The sequence below is a fragment of the Streptomyces flavochromogenes genome, assembly GCF_000717595.1.
Taxonomy (GTDB): domain Bacteria; phylum Actinomycetota; class Actinomycetes; order Streptomycetales; family Streptomycetaceae; genus Streptomyces; species Streptomyces flavochromogenes.
The window spans coordinates 89,380-108,167 of record NZ_JNZO01000023.1; the positions used below are offsets into that span (position 1 = coordinate 89,380).

The 18,788-nt window shown below is 70.0% G+C and carries 16 protein-coding genes; 12 read left to right on the forward strand and 4 right to left on the reverse strand.

The features are described 5' to 3' along the window. Positions 1-164: 164 nt before the first annotated feature. From mycP to IF00_RS0127195, 3 genes are all read left to right on the forward strand, one after another. Positions 165-1,283: a type VII secretion-associated serine protease mycosin gene (gene mycP / locus IF00_RS0127185; protein ID WP_425338344.1), complete on the forward strand. Its 1,119-nt coding sequence runs from the start codon at positions 165-167 to the stop codon at positions 1,281-1,283. Positions 1,284-1,473: 190 nt separating this feature from the next. Then, positions 1,474-1,824: a WXG100 family type VII secretion target gene (locus IF00_RS0127190; RefSeq protein ID WP_030322449.1), complete on the forward strand. Its 351-nt coding sequence runs from the start codon at positions 1,474-1,476 to the stop codon at positions 1,822-1,824. A gap of 47 nt (positions 1,825-1,871) precedes the next feature. Next, a complete protein-coding gene (locus IF00_RS0127195) occupies positions 1,872-2,159 on the forward strand; it encodes a WXG100 family type VII secretion target (protein ID WP_030322450.1) in 288 nt (95 codons plus the stop codon). 92 nt (positions 2,160-2,251) lie between these two features. On the opposite strand, the gene IF00_RS41610 is transcribed toward IF00_RS0127195, so the two are convergent. After that, complete coding sequence (locus IF00_RS41610; RefSeq protein WP_030322451.1) at positions 2,252-2,545, reverse strand: DUF397 domain-containing protein; 294 nt, start codon at positions 2,543-2,545, stop codon at positions 2,252-2,254. A 99-nt stretch (positions 2,546-2,644) separates the two neighbouring features. Further along, positions 2,645-6,613, reverse strand: a complete 3,969-nt coding sequence (locus IF00_RS0127205) for a type VII secretion protein EccC (protein ID WP_030322453.1) — start codon at positions 6,611-6,613, stop codon at positions 2,645-2,647. A 183-nt stretch (positions 6,614-6,796) separates the two neighbouring features. Between IF00_RS0127205 and eccD the strand changes: the two genes are divergently transcribed. The 6 genes from eccD to IF00_RS0127235 all read left to right on the forward strand — a co-directional run bounded on the left by eccD (position 6,797) and on the right by IF00_RS0127235 (position 13,863). Next, entirely contained in the window at positions 6,797-8,275 is a 1,479-nt protein-coding gene (gene eccD, locus IF00_RS0127210; RefSeq protein WP_030322455.1) for a type VII secretion integral membrane protein EccD, read from the forward strand. Positions 8,276-8,457: 182 nt separating this feature from the next. Next, the gene (gene rpsO, locus IF00_RS0127215; protein WP_015036567.1) at positions 8,458-8,748 is read left to right on the forward strand and encodes a 30S ribosomal protein S15; all 291 of its coding nucleotides are present in this window, start codon (positions 8,458-8,460) and stop codon (positions 8,746-8,748) included. A 283-nt stretch (positions 8,749-9,031) separates the two neighbouring features. Continuing rightward, entirely contained in the window at positions 9,032-11,251 is a 2,220-nt protein-coding gene (locus IF00_RS0127220) for a polyribonucleotide nucleotidyltransferase (protein ID WP_030322457.1), read from the forward strand. After that, a complete protein-coding gene (locus IF00_RS0127225) occupies positions 11,248-12,627 on the forward strand; it encodes a M16 family metallopeptidase (RefSeq protein ID WP_030322460.1) in 1,380 nt (459 codons plus the stop codon). Before IF00_RS0127220 ends, IF00_RS0127225 begins: the two co-directional genes overlap by 4 nt. Before the next feature lie 25 nt (positions 12,628-12,652). Continuing rightward, positions 12,653-13,405, forward strand: coding sequence for a 4-hydroxy-tetrahydrodipicolinate reductase (gene dapB, locus IF00_RS0127230; RefSeq protein WP_030322462.1), 753 nt, complete (start codon positions 12,653-12,655; stop codon positions 13,403-13,405). 5 nt (positions 13,406-13,410) lie between these two features. Continuing rightward, complete coding sequence (locus IF00_RS0127235; RefSeq protein WP_030322464.1) at positions 13,411-13,863, forward strand: hypothetical protein; 453 nt, start codon at positions 13,411-13,413, stop codon at positions 13,861-13,863. Here IF00_RS0127235 and IF00_RS0127240 read toward each other — a convergent pair. Together IF00_RS0127240 and IF00_RS0127245 are read right to left on the reverse strand one after the other, a co-directional pair. Beyond that, positions 13,853-14,413: a membrane protein gene (locus tag IF00_RS0127240; protein ID WP_030322466.1), complete on the reverse strand. Its 561-nt coding sequence runs from the start codon at positions 14,411-14,413 to the stop codon at positions 13,853-13,855. The genes IF00_RS0127235 and IF00_RS0127240 overlap by 11 nt on opposite strands. Positions 14,414-14,467: 54 nt before the next feature. Beyond that, positions 14,468-14,707: a hypothetical protein gene (locus tag IF00_RS0127245; protein WP_030322468.1), complete on the reverse strand. Its 240-nt coding sequence runs from the start codon at positions 14,705-14,707 to the stop codon at positions 14,468-14,470. A gap of 155 nt (positions 14,708-14,862) precedes the next feature. Between IF00_RS0127245 and thyX the strand changes: the two genes are divergently transcribed. From thyX to IF00_RS0127260, 3 genes are all read left to right on the forward strand, one after another. Beyond that, the gene (gene thyX / locus IF00_RS0127250; RefSeq protein WP_030322469.1) at positions 14,863-15,603 is read left to right on the forward strand and encodes an FAD-dependent thymidylate synthase; all 741 of its coding nucleotides are present in this window, start codon (positions 14,863-14,865) and stop codon (positions 15,601-15,603) included. Between the two features lie 179 nt (positions 15,604-15,782). Next, entirely contained in the window at positions 15,783-16,682 is a 900-nt protein-coding gene (dapA, locus tag IF00_RS0127255) for a 4-hydroxy-tetrahydrodipicolinate synthase (protein ID WP_030322471.1), read from the forward strand. Between the two features lie 99 nt (positions 16,683-16,781). Then, a complete protein-coding gene (locus tag IF00_RS0127260; RefSeq protein WP_030322473.1) occupies positions 16,782-18,467 on the forward strand; it encodes a ribonuclease J in 1,686 nt (561 codons plus the stop codon). Positions 18,468-18,788: the final 321 nt, after the last annotated feature.

The window sequence follows — 18,788 nt, forward strand, 5'->3', positions numbered from 1 at the left end:
CGACGCCCCGCGGGGCGTCCCGCACGCCGTCCCGTACGGCCGCGCTGCTGGCCGCCGGCACCCTCACCGCCCTCCTCGCGGCACCCGGCGCGGCCTCGGCCGCGCCCGCCGCGGAGCGCGGCGACGGACCCGTCCTCGACGGCAGCGGCGAGTGCACCTTCCCCATGAGGAAGCAGATCGCGGACACCCCCTGGCCGCTCCAGCGGGTCCTCCTCGACGAGCTGTGGCAGGACACCAAGGGCAAGGGTGTCAGGGTCGCGGTCATCGACACGGGCGTCGACGACGTCAACCCGCAGCTGCAGAAGGCCGTCGACGCCAAGGCGGGCAAGGACTACCTCAAGCCCGACAAGAAGAACCCCGGCTTCGGCGACGAGCAGCGCGGCAAGACCGACGGCACCGTCGACCAGGTCGGCCACGGCACCAAGGTCGCCGGCATCATCGCCGCCCGCCCCCGCGAGGGCACCGGATTCGTCGGGCTCGCGCCCGAGGCGACGATCATCCCGATCCGGCAGAACGACGAGAAGAACAGCGGCCAGTCCGACACGATGGCGGAGGCCATCAAGTGGGCCGTCGCCAAGGGCGCCCACGTCATCAACATCTCGCAGGACACCACCCAGGCGCTCAAGCCGGACTCGCCGATGGGCAGGGCGGTGGCCGAGGCGATCAAGCGGGATGTCGTCGTCGTCGCCTCCGCCGGCAACGACGGCATGGACGGCACCCTCAAGAAGACCTACCCTGCCGCCTTCCCCGGTGTCCTCGCGGTCGCCTCGTCCGACCGGAACAACGAGCGCGCCGCGTTCTCCCAGGCCGGCCCCATGGTGGGTGTCGCCGCCCCCGGCGTCGACATCGTCTCCACGGTTCCCGGCGGCGGCCAGTGCGTCGACAACGGCACCAGCTTCTCCGCGCCGTACGTCGCCGGTGTCGCCGCCCTGCTCCGCGCGAAGCACCACGACTGGAGCGCGGCCCAGATCGTCGCCCGGATCGAGCAGACCGCCGTCCGCTCGATCAACGGACGCGACGACTACGTCGGTTGGGGCGTGGTCGACCCGGTACGGGCGCTCGCCGACACCCCGGGGACGCCGCCCACGGCGCCCACGCCCGACCCCCGCCCGCCCAAGCCGCCGGCTCCCGAGCCGGCGCGTCTGGCGCTGTCGGAGACGCCTCAGGAGCGCTCCGAACGGCTCGCCACCTACACGTTGGGGATCGGTGTCGTCCTGGTGGCCGTGGTCGCCGGGACCGCCATCGTGATCCGCGACAGCCGACGGCGAAGGGGGGCCCGTTGACCGGCGTATCGGTCAAGTATCCCGACCCCCCTTTGCAGTTGGAACTGCCGCCGTCAATGGCTAAAGTGACCGCGGGGCGTACGGCAGTGCGATCCCAGCACGGGGGCGGCATCAGAAGATTCCCGTCCGCATCACGACCGGATGGCCCGACGGCCCAGCCGTCGACGTCACCGAAGGAAGAAGGGGCAAGATGTCGAAAGACCTGAACGTAACCAGTGCCGAACAAGTCAAGCTCGCCGGCCGGATCCAGGACTTCTCCGACGAGCTCCAGTCCCGCATCACCTCGCTCAACAGCGTGGTGGACCGCGTCCAGGCGGGCTGGCAGGGTGCTGCGAGCAAGGAGTACGACCGGGTCCAGAACGACCTGAACCAGCGCCTGCGCAGCATGCGCCAGGAGCTCTCCAACCTCGAAGAGATGATGCGCATGAGCGCCGACGGGTTCTCGCGCGAGGAGGAGGACCGTCTGCGGTCCTTCCGTTCGATGGACACCGGCGGCGGCGCCGGTTCCGGCGGCAACCAGAGCGCCATCCTCGGCGTCTGAGCCACTCGACCAGTCCACCGGGCCACTCTCACTCAGGAGTCATCATCATGACCACTGCGGTCAATTACGACACCGTGACGCAGGCGGCGGCCGACACCCGCCTGACCTCCACCACCCTCACCCAGAAGCTGGACGACCTCATGGCCGAGGTCAACCGCGTCGCCAACAACTGGGAGGGTGAGGCCAAGATCGCGTACCGCGAGACGCAGGACCGCCTGACCCGCGACATGGCCGGCATGAACCAGGACCTGGCGCGCATCGCCCAGCTCCTCGACGAGTCGGTCGTCGGCTACCAGGACACCGACCGGGGCAACGCCGCCCGGTTCCGGATGTGAGATCCGGCGAGCACGCGTGAGGGGGTGGCCCGTACGACGGGCCACCCCCTCACGCTTGTCCGCGGGTCACCGCAGGCACGTACGCCCGCGGGTCACCGCAGGTCGAACTCGCCGTCCCTGGCCCCGAGGACGAACGCGTCCCACTCGGCCTTCGTGTACCGCAGCACCGTGTCCTTGTCGAGGGACGACCGCATCGCCACCGCCCCCTCGGGGAGCCGGGCGATCTCCACACGCTCCTCGTCCGGGCTCGTCCCGGGAGCGCCCTCCCACGAGACGCCGGAGATGTCGAGCGCGTACAGCTCGTCCTTCTGGCGCTGCTTCTCGGCGGCCCGAGCGGCGTCGGCGGCGCCGTCGGCGCCGGTCGTGCTCGTGTCTGCGTCGGTCATCGGCGCGTTCCCTTCGCGGTGGTACGGCGGTCCCTCCCACAGTAGTGGGACCGCCGTACCCGGTCGGCGGGAATCGCCCCGCCCGTCCGGCCCGCTCCGTCAGTGCTGTTCCGGCAGCCAGCCCAGCTGCACCAGCGGTGCGCCCCGCTTCCGCGACACGAACGTGCCCCGGCCCGGAGGCATCGGCCGTGCCCGGACGTTGCCGAGGATGTCGCCCTCCTGCGGGTCGCCGGAGAGGATCACGCCCTGCGCGCCCAGCTCCTTCACGCGCTGCATGAACGGCTCGTACATCGCCCGCGAGGCGCCACCGGCACTGCGCGCCACGATGAACCGGATGCCGACGTCCCGCGCGAACGGCAGGTTCTCCACCAGGAGCGCCAGCGGGTTCCCCGAGTTGGTGGCCACCAGCTCGAAGTCGTCGACCAGGACGTACAGTTGCGGACCCGTCCACCAGCTGCGGTCACGCAGCTGCTGCGGTGTGATGTCGGGCTTGGGCGCCCGCTTCGTCATCACCGTGTTGATCGCCTCCATGTGCATCTGCATGGCGGAGGCCATCGGCGCGTACTCCAGGAGGTGCGAGGGCGCGACCGCCTCCAGCATCGTCCGCCGGTAGTCGCCCACCACGATCCGCGCCTGCTCCGGGGTGTACCGCTCGCACAGCTGCTTGGCGATGAGCCGCAGCAGCGCCGTCTTGCCGGACTCGCTCTCGCCGAAGATCAGGAAGAACGGGTCCGACTCGAAGTCGACGAACACCGGCTCCAGGTTCGTCTCGTCGATGCCGATCGCGATGCCGTGCTGCGGGTACTCGAAGCCCTTCGGCAGCCGCTCCGCCGGAAGCTTGCGCGGCAGCAGCCGCACCGCGGGGGCCGGAGCACCGGTCCAGGACGCCTGCACCGACCGTACGAACGCCGCCGTGCCGTCCGACAGGTCGGCGGCCGAGCTCGATCCGTCGATCCGCGGCAGCGCGCCCATGAAGTGCAGCTTCTCGGGAACCTGGCCACGACCCGGCACGCCGGCCGGCACGTTCGCCGCGACCTTGCGGTCGAACTCGGAGTCCATGACGTCACCGAGCCGCAGTTCGAGCCGGCCCAGCATCTGGTCCTTCAGCGCCGCACGCACCTCCATGTACCGGGAGGCGGTGATCACCACATGGATGCCGTAGCCGAGACCGCGCGCGGCGATGTCGGAGACGATCGGCTCCAGGACGTCGTAGTCGTTGCGGAAACCGCCCCAGCCGTCCACGACCAGGAAGACGTCGCCCCAGGCCTCGCCGGGCAGTTCGCCCGCGGCCCGCTTGCGCCGGTAGGTCGCGATCGAGTCGATGGAGTGCGAGCGGAAGAACTCCTCGCGCCGGTTCAGGACGCCCATCACCTCGGCGACCGTACGCCGCACCCGCTCCGGGTCCAGCCGGGACGCCACCCCGCCGACGTGCGGCAGATCGGCGAGCGACACCATGCCGCCGCCACCGAAGTCCAGGCAGTAGAACTGCACCTCGGCCGGGGTGTGGGTGAGCGCGAACGACGAGATGAGCGTGCGCATCATCGTCGACTTGCCGGACTGCGGACCACCGACCACCATCATGTGGCCCGCCGCGCCCGAGAAGTCCCGGTACAGCACCTCACGCCGCTGCTCGAACGGCTTGTCGATGAGGCCGAGCGGCACCGTGAGCCCGCCCTGACGCGTGTACTCGGTCGCCGTGAGCCCCCGGTCCGCGGTCTGCGCGAGACCCGGGAGCAGCTGGTCGAGCGACGGCGCCTGGTCGAGCGGCGGCAGCCACACCTGGTGCGCGGGCACGCCCTGGCCCTCCAGACGGCGCACGATCACGTCGAGGACGGTGTCCGCGAGCGCGTCGTCCTCCTCCGCCCGCTGCCGCGCGAGGTACGCCGGGTCCGGCGCCGCGTACACGACGGGCACCGGAGCCGCCGTGAACAGCGCGGGACGCCGCTCCACCGGCATGTGCCCGATCTCCAGACGTGGCCCGCCCGTCCGGTACGTGCCCGAGACGTACGCCGCCTTGAAGCGGGTCATCTCGTCCGTACCGAACTTCAGATAGCCCGAACCCGGCACCGAGGGCAGGTGGTACGCGTCCGGCACACCGATCGCCGTCCGCGACTCCGCCGCCGAGAAGGTCCGCAGACCGATCCGGTACGAGAGGTACGTGTCCAGGCCGCGCAGCTTGCCCTCCTCCAGGCGCTGCGAGGCGAGCAGCAGATGCACACCCAGCGAGCGGCCGATGCGGCCGATCTGGATGAACATGTCGATGAAGTCGGGCTTGGCGGTGAGGAGTTCGGAGAACTCGTCGATCACCAGGACCAGCGAGGCCAGCGGTTCGAGCGGGGCGCCCGCCGCGCGCGCCTTCTCGTAGTCGTGGATGTTGGCGTAGTTGCCCGCCGACCGCAGCAGCTCCTGACGCCGCTGCAGCTCACCGCGGATCGCGTCGCCCATGCGGTCGACGAGCGTCAGGTCGTCCGACAGGTTGGTGATGACCGCCGCCACGTGCGGCATCTGCGACATGCCCGCGAAGGTCGCGCCGCCCTTGAAGTCCGCGAGGACGAAGTTCAGCGTCTCCGAGGAGTGCGTCACCGCGAGGCCGAGGACCAGCGTCCGCAGCAGCTCCGACTTTCCGGAACCTGTGGCGCCCACGCACAGACCGTGCGGGCCCATGCCCTCCTGAGCGGCCTCCTTGAGGTCGAGCATGACCGGCTGGCCGTCCTCGCCGACACCGATCGGCACCCGGAGGCGCTCGGCCACCGATCGGGGCCGCCAGGTCCGCGCCACGTCCACCGAGGCCGCGTCGCCCAGGTTCAGCAGATCCGTGAAGTCCAGATTGGCGAGCAGCGGCTCGTCGTCGTCCCCGCCGCCCATCCTCAGCGGGGCCAGCTGGCGCGCCAGCGCCTCCGCCGCGGGCAGCGAAACGCCGTCCGGCAGACCCTCGTACGCGAAACCGCCGCCCGACTCCAGCCGCAGCCGGCCCGGCCGTACGACCACGGAGAGACCACCGCGCGGCTCGTCGAGGTCGCCGGAGACGACCTCCACGATCGTCACGCCCTGGAGGCCCTCGGCGGCCGCGAGCAGCGAGTCCGGCGGCACCAGACCACCGCGGGTGGAATTGGAGTCCAGGACCACGACCACGTGCGGCTGGTCGAGCACCGGCTGGTTCTCCCGGGAGAACCGCGGCCGGCCGTCCAGCTTCGAGCGGACCAACTGCTCCAGCTCACCGAGGTCGTCGCCGAACAGACGCTTCGTGCCCGCCCCGTCGACCTGCCCCGGCACCTGCGTGTGCGGCAGCCACTTCGTCCAGTCCCAGCGCTCCTGCGCCGGACGGGCCGCGACCACCGCGAGCATCAGGTCATCGGGGGAGTGCAGGGTCACCAGCTGCGCCACCAGGGCACGCGCCGCCGCCTGCGCCGACTCCGGCTCACCGGACACCGTCACGTGGTAGAACGCCCGCATCGAGACCGCCATCGGCAGCCCGTCCAGGGTGCCGTGCACCGCGAGGAACTGCTGCATCGCACCCGCGCACAGCGGCTCCAGCTCGTCCACCGGAGCCGTGTCCGGCGCCACGAGAGGCGTCGCCAACTGCTGCGCCCCGAGCCCTATCCGCGCCTGCCCGAAGTCGTGGTCGCCGACCCGGCGCTCCCACACCCGCGAGCCCTCGGCCACGACCGACCACAACTGCTCGGGGGACGGGTGCAGATACAGCTGCGCGTCCCGCTGCTTGTGGGCCGTGCGCCGGACCGTACGCCGGGTCTGCGCGAGGTATTTGAGGTAGTCGCGGCGGACATCGGACATTTGCCCCTGCGTACCGCGACGGAATCTCACGAACTGGGCGACGGCCATCGCGACCGTCGAGGCAAGCATCAGCGTGCCCATGATCCGCATGATCGGCGACGGCGTCATGAAGAAGAACACCACCGAAGAACCCATGCCGAGCATCGGCAGGAGCTGCATCAACGCCGACTCCTGCTGTCCCCGCGGGAGTTCCGGCGGAGACTCCAGGACCAGTTCCCCACCGGGCACTTCCGGCGGAAGAGACCTCGGCGGGCGTTTGACGACGATCTGGCTCACCGGCGCATCAATCCCTCGTTGGAGGCGGGCTCGTGGCGGGAGCATCCGCCCGGCGCCCCTGTCGGCAGCCGGGCACACGGACTTCCCCCATGGGACGGCGATCCTACTTGCAGCCCTCACCCGCCGTCCCCGGTAGGGTGGCGCGCGCATCGTGCGCAACCGCGAATCAGGGGGTCCAGACACGTGAGTACGACCGCAGCGACCGGTTTCTGCCGCGTCACCGTCGTGGCGCCGGACAGTCGCATCGACGTCGCGCTCCCCGAGGACATCGCCGTCGCCGACGTCTACCCGGAGATCCTGCGCCTCACCGGACAGACACAGGCCGCCGGTACGCCCACGGGCTACCACCTGGTCCGCCGCGACGGATCCGTCCTCGACGGGGCCCGCACCCTCGCGGCCCAGCAGGTCCTCGACGGCGAGGTGCTCTCCCTGCGCCCGTTCGCCCAGTCCCTGCCGCCGGCCGTCTACGACGACGTGTCCGACGCCGTCGCCTCAGCCGTCACCCGCGACCGGCACCTGTGGAGCGACGAACTGCTGCGCGGCGCCGGACTCCTCGGCGGCGTGCTGCTCCTCGTCCTGATGGGCTTCGTGCTCTGGTTCGCCGACCCGATCCGGCACGACATGCACAGCCTGCCCGGGATCATCGCGGGCGCCGCGGGATTCCTCCTCACCGCCTTCGCCGGAGTGCGCGCCCGCGTCTACGGCGACCGGGCCACCGCCGTCGCCCTCGGCCTGGGCGCGCTGCCGCTGCTGCTCATCGCCGGCTCCGGCATCGTCGGTCCCGACGCCGGCCAGGGCCCGGGCCGCCTCCAGTTCCTGCTCGGCTGCGTCACCGTCCTGGTCGCCTCGGTGGCGCTCGTCGCACTCACCCCGAGCGGCGACGCACCCTTCGTCGCCGCCACCTTCCTCGCCACCGTCGGCACCCTCGCGACCTTCGTGGCGATCCTCACCGAGTCGACCGCCACCGAGACGGCCGCCGCCTGCGCCCCCGTCGCCATCGGCCTCGTCGCCTTCCTGCCCGGCCTCTCCGCCCGCTTCGCCCGGCTCCCCATCGGCTACGCCGCCCCCCGCAGCGCCGTCGACGACGAGTTCCACGGCGACCCGCAGCAGCCGGCCGGCGACGACCTGCAGCCCGTCGACGGGGAGCGCATCGCACTCCAGGCCCGCCGCGGCCACGAGATGCTCCTGGGCCTGGTCGGCGGTTGCGCCGCGGTCGTCGTCGGCTCCGCGGCCGTCCTCGGCTTCGCCGGAAACGTCTGGGGCCAGCTCCTCGCCCTCGCCGCCGGCCTGGCGATGCTGCTGCGCGCCCGCCTCTTCCGCTACACCTCGCAGGTCGTCTGCGTCCTGGTCGCCGGCATCGCCGCCATCGCGCTGCTCGTCCTCGGCCTCTCCCTCAACCCGCCGGCGGACCTGGTCAAGGACCTCCTCATGTACGGCGACCGCGGCGGCCTCGACATCCGTACGATCTGGCTCACCGCGTCGGTCGCCGCCGGAGCCGCGCTGATCACCGCGATCGGCCTGATCATCCCGAGGAAGGGCCTCTCCCCGTTCTGGGGCCGCCTCCTCGACCTGGCCGAGGGCTTCGTCCTGCTCTCCCTCGTCCCGCTCTGCCTCGCGGTCCTCGACGTCTTCTCCACGGTCCGGTCCTTGACCAGCAAGTAGGGGTCTGCTCCGGGGGCGCTCCGGCGAGCTGGTACGCTGTGTGACGGCCGTTTGTGTACGCGCTCCCGGAATCCTCTGGAAGCTGCGCCCATCGGACCTTCGCCCGTCGAGTCACGGAAGCTTCCCCTGAGATCAAGACCAGGGGCACTCGCGGGCGCACGAACACCCAAGAGGAGATCCGCGTGGCTCTCGACGCCGCTGTCAAGAAGCAGATCATGGCCGAGTTCGGCACCAAGGAGGGCGACACCGGCTCCCCCGAGGTCCAGGTCGCGATGCTGTCCCGTCGCATCTCGGACCTGACCGAGCACCTCAAGCAGCACAAGCACGACCACCACTCCCGTCGTGGTCTGCTGATCCTGGTCGGCCAGCGCCGCCGCCTGCTGCAGTACCTGGCCAAGAAGGACATCCAGCGCTTCCGTACGCTGGTCGACCGCCTCGGCATCCGTCGCGGTGCGGCCGGCGGCGCCAAGTAAGACGCCGTTGAGGGAGCGGTTCCCCCTTTCAGGGGGCCGCTCCCTTTGCTGTACGTGCACAAAGTGCGCATCGGCCCGTAGGCTGGTCGCACAACCCCCATAACGACGAGCGAGGAGCCGCCGGCTCGCCGCCGGTCCTCGGTAGTGGCCCCCGGAACGAATCCCCGGGTGCTTCGATCGAAGACCGGCCAGCACCCGAGGCGTGCTTCTCCGCCCCCGTCGCACACCGTCCCCGGCCACACGGGCCCCGGACGCAAAGACGAACACGTAGGAGAAACCGCTAGTGGAGAACGAGACCCACTACGCCGAGGCCGTCATCGACAACGGCGTCTTCGGTACCCGCACCATCCGCTTCGAGACCGGCCGCCTCGCCAAGCAGGCCGCCGGTTCGGCCGTCGCCTACCTGGACGACGACACCATGGTCCTCTCCGCGACGACCGCCTCGAAGCGTCCCAAGGACCAGCTCGACTTCTTCCCCCTCACGGTGGACGTCGAGGAGCGGCAGTACGCGGCAGGCAAGATCCCCGGCTCCTTCTTCCGCCGGGAGGGCCGCCCCTCCGAGGACGCGATCCTCACCTGCCGCCTGATCGACCGCCCGCTGCGCCCCTCCTTCAAGAAGGGCCTGCGCAACGAGATCCAGATCGTTGAGACGATCATGGCGCTCAACCCCGACCACCTGTACGACGTGGTCGCGATCAACGCCGCCTCCTGCTCCACGCAGCTGGCCGGCCTGCCCTTCTCCGGCCCGATCGGCGGCACCCGTGTCGCCCTGATCAAGGGCCAGTGGGTCGCGTTCCCGACGCACACCGAGCTCGAGGACGCCGTCTTCGACATGGTCGTCGCCGGTCGCGTCCTCGAGGACGGCGACGTCGCGATCATGATGGTCGAGGCCGAGGCCACGGAGAAGACGATCGAGCTCGTCAAGGGCGGCGCCGAGGCGCCGACCGAGGAGGTCGTCGCCGCAGGTCTCGAGGCCGCGAAGCCCTTCATCAAGGTCCTCTGCAAGGCCCAGTCGGACCTCGCCGCCAAGGCCGCCAAGCCCACCGGCGAGTTCCCGGTCTTCCTGGACTACCAGGACGACGTCCTGGAGGCGCTCACCGCCGCCGTCAAGGGTGAGCTCACCAAGGCGCTCACCATCGCCGGCAAGCAGGAGCGCGAGGCCGAGCTCGACCGCATCAAGGAGCTCGCCGCCGAGAAGCTCCTCCCGGCCTTCGAAGGCCGGGAGAAGGAGATCTCGGGCGCCTACCGCGCGCTGACCAAGAAGCTGGTCCGCGAGCGCGTCATCAAGGACAAGGTCCGCATCGACGGCCGTGGCCTCACGGACATCCGTACGCTCGCGGCCGAGGTCGAGGCCATCCCGCGCGTGCACGGCTCGGCGCTGTTCGAGCGTGGCGAGACCCAGATCCTGGGCGTCACCACCCTCAACATGCTCCGCATGGAGCAGCAGCTGGACACCCTCTCCCCGGTGACCCGCAAGCGCTACATGCACAACTACAACTTCCCGCCGTACTCCGTCGGTGAGACCGGCCGCGTGGGCTCGCCCAAGCGCCGCGAGATCGGCCACGGCGCGCTCGCCGAGCGCGCCATCGTGCCGGTGCTGCCGACGCGCGAGGAGTTCCCCTACGCGATCCGCCAGGTGTCCGAGGCCCTCGGCTCCAACGGCTCGACGTCGATGGGTTCGGTCTGCGCCTCCACCATGTCGCTGCTGAACGCCGGTGTGCCGCTGAAGGCCGCCGTCGCCGGTATCGCCATGGGTCTGATCTCCGAGGAGATCGACGGCCAGACGCACTACGTCGCCCTCACCGACATCCTCGGTGCGGAGGACGCCTTCGGCGACATGGACTTCAAGGTCGCCGGCACGAAGCAGTTCGTGACCGCCCTCCAGCTCGACACCAAGCTCGACGGCATCCCCGCCTCGGTCCTGGCCGCCGCGCTGAAGCAGGCCCGCGACGCGCGTCTGCACATCCTCGACGTGATGAACGAGGCGATCGACGTTCCGGACGAGATGTCCCCGAACGCGCCGCGCATCATCACCGTCAAGATCCCGGTGGACAAGATCGGTGAGGTCATCGGCCCCAAGGGCAAGATGATCAACCAGATCCAGGAGGACACCGGCGCCGAGATCACGATCGAGGACGACGGCACCATCTACATCGGTGCCGCCGACGGCCCGGCCGCCGAGGCCGCCCGTGCCACGATCAACGGCATCGCCAACCCGACCATGCCGGAGGTCGGCGAGCGCTACCTGGGTACGGTCGTCAAGACCACCACCTTCGGTGCCTTCGTCTCCCTGCTCCCGGGCAAGGACGGCCTGCTGCACATCTCGCAGATCCGCAAGCTCGCCGGTGGCAAGCGCGTGGAGAATGTCGAGGACGTGCTCGCGATCGGCTCCAAGGTCCAGGTCGAGATCGCCGAGATCGACCAGCGCGGCAAGCTGTCCCTGATCCCCGTGATCGCGGACGAGGACGGCGCCGCCGACGACAAGGGCGACACCGACCAGTGACGTCCCGTAGTTCCCGCGCGACGGCCCGCCCCTCCTCGGAGGGGCGGGCCGTCGCCCGTACCCAAACGCTTCTCCCGGGCAAGGACGGCATCGGCACGGTTCGCCGTACGACCCTCCCCGGCGGCCTCAGGATCGTCACCGAGACCCTTCCTTCCGTGCGCTCCGCCACCTTCGGCATCTGGGCGCACGTCGGATCCCGTGACGAGACCCCGGCGCTCAACGGCGCCACCCACTACCTGGAGCACCTCCTCTTCAAGGGCACCCACCAGCGGTCCGCCCTCGACATCTCCGCCGCGATCGACGCGGTCGGCGGCGAGATGAACGCCTTCACGGCGAAGGAGTACACCTGCTACTACGCCCGGGTCCTCGACACCGACCTGCCGCTGGCGATCGACGTCGTCTGCGACATGCTCACGGGCTCGCTCATCCTCGACGAGGACGTGGACGCCGAGCGCGGTGTCATCCTCGAAGAGATCGCGATGACCGAGGACGACCCCGGTGACGTGGTGCACGAGCTCTTCGCGCAGACCATGTTCGGCGACACCCCGCTGGGCCGCCCGGTCCTCGGCACCGTCGACACGGTCAACGCGCTCAGCCGCGGCCAGATCGCCCGCTTCTACAAGAAGCACTACGACCCGACCCACCTGGTCGTGGCAGCCGCGGGCAACGTCGACCACGCCACGGTGGTACGCCAGGTGCGCCGCGCCTTCGAGAAGGCCGGCGCCCTCACCCGTACCGACGCCGTCCCCGTCGCCCCGCGCGACGGCCTGCGCACCCTGCGCGCGGCGGGCCGCGTCGAGCTCCTGAACCGCAAGACCGAGCAGGCCCACGTGGTCCTCGGCATGCCGGGTCTGGCCCGCACCGACGAGCGCCGCTGGGCTCTCGGCGTGCTGAACACCGCCCTCGGCGGCGGCATGTCCTCCCGCCTCTTCCAGGAGGTCCGCGAGAAGCGCGGTCTGGCCTACAGCGTGTACTCGTACACCTCGGGCTTCGCCGACTGCGGCCTCTTCGGGGTGTACGCGGGCTGCCGCCCGGGCCAGGTCCACGACGTCCTGAAGATCTGCCGCGACGAGCTCCACAAGGTCGCGTCCGACGGCCTCACGGACGACGAGATCGCCCGCGCCGTCGGTCAGCTCTCCGGTTCGACCGTGCTCGGCCTCGAGGACACCGGCGCGCTGATGAACCGCATCGGCAAGAGCGAGCTCTGCTGGGGCACCCAGATGTCGGTCGACGACATGCTGGACCGGATCGCGGCCGTCACCCCGGACGAGGTCCGGGAGGTCGCGCGCGATGTACTGGACCAGCGGCCCTCGCTCTCGGTGATCGGCCCGCTGAAGGACAAGCAGGCGGACCGCCTCCACCAAGCGGTCTCCTGACCCACAAGTCCCCTAAGGAAGAGCAATGAGCAAGCTGCGCGTGGCGGTCCTCGGTGCACAGGGCCGTATCGGCTCCGAGGCCGTGAGGGCCGTCGAGGCCGCCGAGGACATGGAACTGGTCGCGGCCCTGGGCCGCGGCGACAAGCTGGAGCGCCTCGTCGAGGCGGACGCCCAGGTCGTCGTCGAGCTGACCACTCCGGCCTCGGTCATGGAGAACCTCGACTTCTGCGTGCGCCACGGCATGCACGCGGTCGTCGGCACCACCGGCTGGACCGAGGAGCGCCTCGCGCAGCTGCGGACCTGGCTCGCCGCCTCTCCGGAGACCGGCGTCCTCATCGCTCCGAACTTCTCCATCGGCGCGGTCCTCACGATGAAGTTCGCCCAGCTCGCGGCCCCGTACTTCGAGTCCGTCGAGGTGGTCGAGCTGCATCACCCGCACAAGGTGGACGCCCCCTCCGGCACCGCCGCCCGGACGGCCCAGCTGATCGCCGCCGCCCGTGCCGAGGCCGGACTCGGCGCCCAGCCGGACGCCACCGCGACCGCCCTGGACGGGGCGCGCGGCGCCGACGTCGACGGCGTCCGCGTCCACTCCGTACGCCTGGCGGGCCTCCTGGCCCACCAGGAGGTGCTGCTCGGCGGCGAGGGCGAGACCCTGACGGTCCGCCACGACTCGCTGCACCACTCCAGCTTCATGCCGGGCATCCTTCTGGGCGCCCGCCGTGTCCCCAGCACTCCGGGCCTCACCTTCGGCCTGGAGCACTTCCTGGACCTGGGCTGACGGCCATGGGCGGAAAGATCACGTACATCTTCCTCTCCACCGTGCTCGTGCTCGTCTTCGGCGTGGTGGCGATGGAGGGCGTCCTGCTGCTCCTCACGGGCGAGCCGGCCGCCATGGGCATGGGTGCGGTGGCGTTCCTGCTGCCCGCGGTCGGCGGCTGGTTCCTCTGGAAGAACACCCGGTTCGCCCGCCGGGCCGGCCGCCTCGCCACCGAACTGGAGGCGGAGGGCGGCCTGCCCGTCGACGAGCTGAAGCGCACCGAGGGCGGCCGGATCGACCGCGACTCGGCCGACGAGGTCTTCGCCCGGCGCAAGGCCGAGACGGAGGACGCGCCGGACGACTGGCGCTGCTGGTTCCGGCTCGCGGTGGCCTATCACGACGCCCGAGACACCCCGCGGGCCCGTAAGGCGATGCAGCGGGCCATCGCCCTCCACGAGGGGCGTCCGGTCAGCGCGTAGCGGCCGGGGTCACGCCGTACTCGGCGTTCCAGGCCTCGACCGTGTCGGCCGCCCGGTCGAAGGCCTCGACACGGGAGAGGAAGTCGGCGTTGTGGTCGGTGAGCAGCATCAGCGGCTCACCACCGAGCCGGCCGAGCGTCAGGGCCTGGCCCTGGACCGTACGCGGGAGCCCCAGCCAGCGCACCGGCTGCTGCACGGTGCGGACGGAGGTCACCTTCGCCCACGGCACGGTGACGGTCGAGAAGAAGGCCACGCGGCGGATCCCGGCGCGGCTCACCCAGGTGCCCATGCGCAGCATCCGCAGGGCGGCCAGGATGACGAGTACGGCGGTGGCCAGGGTGGCGGCCCCACCGCTGAATCCTCCGGCCGCGGTGATGATCACCGCGGCGAGGAGTACGAAAGAGGCCAGCAGCAGCGCGAGCGCCGCCGCCCCGACCCGCCAGGACCCCGGCCGGTACGGACGGCGCCACTGGTCGTGGTCGTCGAACGGCAGGGCGACGTGGTCGGTCGTGTCAAAAGCACGGTCGGCCGTCAGAAAGGGCAGGGGCACGACAGGTCCTCACTCACAAGCACGCTCGAAGGGGCAGTGCCCGGTGAGGCTACCTCAGCGGTTGTCGGAGGCTTCGGACTGCTGCTGACGAGTGGCGGAGTCGCCCGCCTCAAGGGACGGCATCCCGAAGATCAACGAGCCCACGAGGCCGGCCACGACGGTCAGGCCCAGCAGGGTACGGCCCACGATCTGCGAGGCGCCGAGGCGCTCCCGGGGTGGTGGAGTGACGTTACTGCGGAAGTGGTCGGCCTCCGCGACGAACGCGAACGGTACGGACTCGTTCCGGCTGAACATCGGAGCCACTCTCCTCGGGTTGTCGTCATGCGTCACAGGGAGAGACGACAGAACCGGGGTTTTGGTGCCCTATTTCACCAAAGCAGCCGAATCTCATCCTCCGGTAGGACGTCGTTAGAGTGGGCGACTGCAACAGCCGATTGGAAGGACCGCTGGTGACCGACAGCCCCACCGAGAACGTGAAGATCGACTTCCGGAGCGACGTCACCGTCGAGCTGGTCAAGAGCGCGGCGGCCGACTCCGACGTCCTCTGGGCAGCCCGGGTCTCCACGGCGGGCGAGCAGTCCCTCGAAGAGCTCCAGAAGGACCCGGAGCGCTCGAAGGGCCTCATCAACTACCTGATGCGGGACCGCCACGGCAGCCCCTTCGAGCACAACTCGATGACCTTCTTCATCAGCGCCCCGATCTTCGTGTTCCGCGAGTTCATGCGGCACCGCGTGGGCTGGTCGTACAACGAGGAATCGGGCCGCTACAGGGAGCTCCAGCCGGTCTTCTACGTCCCTGACGCCTCCCGCAAGCTCGTCCAGGAGGGCCGCCCCGGCAAGTACGTCTTCGTCGACGGCACCCAGGAGCAGCACGACCTGGTCAGCCGCGCGATGGAGGACTCGTACCGTCAGGCGTACGCCACCTACCAGGAGATGCTCGCCGCCGGCGTCGCCCGCGAGGTCGCCCGCTCGGTCCTCCCCGTCGGTCTCTTCTCCTCGATGTACGCCACGTGCAACGCGCGCTCGCTGATGCACTTCCTCGGTCTGCGCACCCAGCACGAGCTGGCCGCGGTCCCGTCCTTCCCGCAGCGGGAGATCGAGATGGTCGGCGAGAAGATGGAGGAGCACTGGGCCCGGCTGATGCCGCTGACTCATGGAGCCTTCAACAAGAACGGCCGTGTGGCCCCATAGGGCACAGATGTCCGAACCACCCGAGCGAAGTGTCCGTATTGCGACGTTTCGTGAAGTTCATCTAGGCTGATCAAACGGACCCGGCGCTGCCTGAACCCCCGAGCAGGCAGCGCCGGGCTCCCTTTCTCCTGTCCCCCCAGGGGGACACCCGGCGCTGAGCAGCGAGTAGCGTGTTACCCATGGCTCCGATCTCCACTCCGCAGACCCCCTTCGGGCGGGTCCTCACCGCCATGGTCACGCCCTTCACGGCGGACGGCGCACTCGACCTCGACGGTGCCCAGCGACTGGCCACCCATCTGGTGGACGCAGGCAACGACGGCCTCGTCATCAACGGCACCACCGGCGAGTCCCCCACCACCAGCGACGCGGAGAAATCGGAGCTGGTACGAGCGGTACTGGAGGCGGTCGGCGACCGCGCCCACGTCGTGGCCGGCATCGGCACCAACGACACCCACCACTCCATCGAGCTCGCCCGCACCGCCGAACGCGACGGCGCGCACGGCCTGCTCGCCGTCACGCCGTACTACAACAAGCCCCCGCAGGAGGGCCTGTACCGGCACTTCTCGGCCATCGCCGACGCCACCGAGCTCCCGGTGATGCTCTACGACATCCCCGGCCGCAGCGGCGTCCCGATCGACACCGAGACCCTCGTCCGGCTCGCCGAGCACCCGCGCATCGTCGCCAACAAGGACGCCAAGGGCGACCTCGGCCGCGCCAGCTGGGCCATCGCCCGCTCCGGCCTCGCCTGGTACTCCGGCGACGACATGCTCAACCTGCCCCTGCTCTCCGTCGGCGCCTGCGGCTTCGTCTCCGTCGTGGGCCACGTCGTCACCCCGGAGCTCCGCGCCCTCCTCGAAGCCCACCTCGGCGGCGAGATCCAGAAGGCCACCGAGATCCACCAGAAGCTGCTCCCGGTCTACACCGGGATGTTCCGCACCCAGGGCGTCATGACCACCAAGGCCGCCCTCGCCCTCCAGGGCCTCCCGGCCGGCCCCCTGCGGCTGCCCCTCGTGGAGCTGTCCCCCGAGGAGACCGCCCAGCTCAAGATCGACCTGGCCGCCGGCGGGGTAGAGCTCTGACAACGGACTTCACAACTGAACACTGACAACAGCAAGTGCACGAATGTCATGCGCGCCACGTGCCAAGGGGTACGTGGCGTGCGTGGTGAGGAGAGTCTTTTGAGTCATCCGCATCCTGAACTCGGTGCCCCGCCGAAGCTGCCGAAGGGCGCCCTGCGCGTCATCCCGCTCGGCGGGCTCGGTGAAATCGGCCGGAACATGACGGTCTTCGAATTCGACGGCCGTCTGCTCATCGTCGACTGCGGCGTCCTCTTCCCCGAAGAGGAGCAGCCCGGTGTCGACCTGATCCTCCCGGACTTCACCATCATCCGGGACCGCCTCGACGACATCGAAGGCATCGTGCTCACGCACGGCCACGAAGACCACATCGGTGCCGTCCCCTACCTGCTCCGGCTCAAGCCGGACATCCCGCTGATCGGCTCCAAGCTGACCCTCGCCCTGATCGAGGCCAAGCTCCAGGAGCACCGCATCCGCCCCTACACCCTTGAGGTGAAGGAAGGCGACCGGGAGATCCTGGGCTCGTTCGACTGCGAGTTCATCGCGGTCAACCACTCCATCCCGGACGCGCTCGCGGTCGCGATCCGTACCCCCGCGGGCATGGCCGTCGCCACCGGCGACTTCAAGATGGACCAGCTCCCGCTGGACGGCCGCCTCACCGACCTCCACGCGTTCGCGCGTCTGAGCGAGGAGGGCATCGACCTCCTCCTCTCGGACTCCACGAACGCCGAGGTCCCGGGCTTCGTCCCGCCGGAGAAGGACATCTCCAACGTCCTGCGCACGGTCTTCGCGAACGCCCAGAAGCGCATCATCGTGGCCAGCTTCGCCAGCCACGTGCACCGCATCCAGCAGATCCTCGACGCCGCCCACGAGTACGGCCGCCGGGTCGCCTTCGTCGGCCGCTCGATGGTCCGCAACATGGGCATCGCCCGCGACCTGGGCTACCTCCGGGTCCCGGCCGGCCTCGTCGTGGACGTGAAGACCCTCGACGACCTGCCGGACGACGAGGTCGTGCTGGTCTGCACGGGTTCCCAGGGCGAGCCGATGGCGGCCCTGTCCCGCATGGCCAACCGCGACCACCAGATCCGGATCGTCCCCGGCGACACCGTGATCCTGGCGTCGTCCCTGATCCCGGGCAACGAGAACGCGGTCTACCGCGTGATCAACGGCCTGACCCGCTGGGGCGCGAACGTCGTCCACAAGGGCAACGCCAAGGTCCACGTCTCGGGCCACGCCTCGGCCGGCGAGCTGCTGTACTTCTACAACATCTGCCGCCCGAAGAACCTCATGCCGGTCCACGGCGAATGGCGCCACCTGCGCGCCAACGCCGAGCTCGGCGCGATGACGGGTATCCCCAAGGACCACATCGTCATCGCCGAGGACGGCGTCGTCGTCGACCTGGTCGACGGCCGCGCCCGGATCACCGGCAAGGTCCAGGCGGGTTACGTGTACGTCGACGGCCTCTCGGTCGGCGACGTCACCGAGACCTCCCTCAAGGACCGCCGGATCCTCGGCGAGGAGGGCATCATCTCGGTCTTCGTCGTGGTCGACTCCTCGACGGGCAAGATCGTGGGCGGCCCGCACGTCCACGCCCGTGGCTCGGGCATCGACGACTCCGCGTTCGACGCGGTGCTCCCGAAGATCGACCAGGCCCTGAACAAGTCGTTCCAGGACGGCGTCGTGGAACCCCACCAGCTCCAGCAGCTGATCCGCCGCAGCGTCGGCAAGTGGGTCTCCGACACCTACCGCCGGCGCCCGATGATCCTCCCGGTCGTCGTAGAGGTCTGACAGGTCTGACGGCCTGACCAGCGCAGCACCGGAGCGGGGCCCCTCGATTTGCATCGGGGCGCCCCGCTCCAGTACGTTTACGGCTCCGCCAGAACGGGAAGCCCCGGCGCCGACGTGCGTCCGAACGCTTCACCGGGAGGCGGAAAAACCGACTCGGATCTTCTGATAAAGTCGGAATCGCCGAAAGGCCCCCGGAGTGAAAACAAAAGGGACCGGAAGGCACCGAGGAAATCGGGTCGGAAAGATCTGATAGAGTCGGAAACGCAAGACCGAAGGGAAGCCCGGAGGAAAGCCCGAGAGGGTGAGTACAAAGGAAGCGTC

What these genes read in the sequence shown, in the direction of transcription:
- mycP (WP_425338344.1), top strand. Translation starts at nt 165, where the DNA reads ATGAGGAAGCAGATCGCGGACACCCCCTGGCCGCTCCAGCGGGTCCTC.
- IF00_RS0127190 (WP_030322449.1), top strand. Translation starts at nt 1,474, where the DNA reads ATGTCGAAAGACCTGAACGTAACCAGTGCCGAACAAGTCAAGCTCGCC.
- IF00_RS0127195 (WP_030322450.1), top strand. Translation starts at nt 1,872, where the DNA reads ATGACCACTGCGGTCAATTACGACACCGTGACGCAGGCGGCGGCCGAC.
- IF00_RS41610 (WP_030322451.1), bottom strand. Translation starts at nt 2,545, where the DNA reads ATGACCGACGCAGACACGAGCACGACCGGCGCCGACGGCGCCGCCGAC.
- dapB (WP_030322462.1), top strand. Translation starts at nt 12,653, where the DNA reads ATGAGCAAGCTGCGCGTGGCGGTCCTCGGTGCACAGGGCCGTATCGGC.
- IF00_RS0127235 (WP_030322464.1), top strand. Translation starts at nt 13,411, where the DNA reads ATGGGCGGAAAGATCACGTACATCTTCCTCTCCACCGTGCTCGTGCTC.
- IF00_RS0127245 (WP_030322468.1), bottom strand. Translation starts at nt 14,707, where the DNA reads ATGTTCAGCCGGAACGAGTCCGTACCGTTCGCGTTCGTCGCGGAGGCC.
- dapA (WP_030322471.1), top strand. Translation starts at nt 15,783, where the DNA reads ATGGCTCCGATCTCCACTCCGCAGACCCCCTTCGGGCGGGTCCTCACC.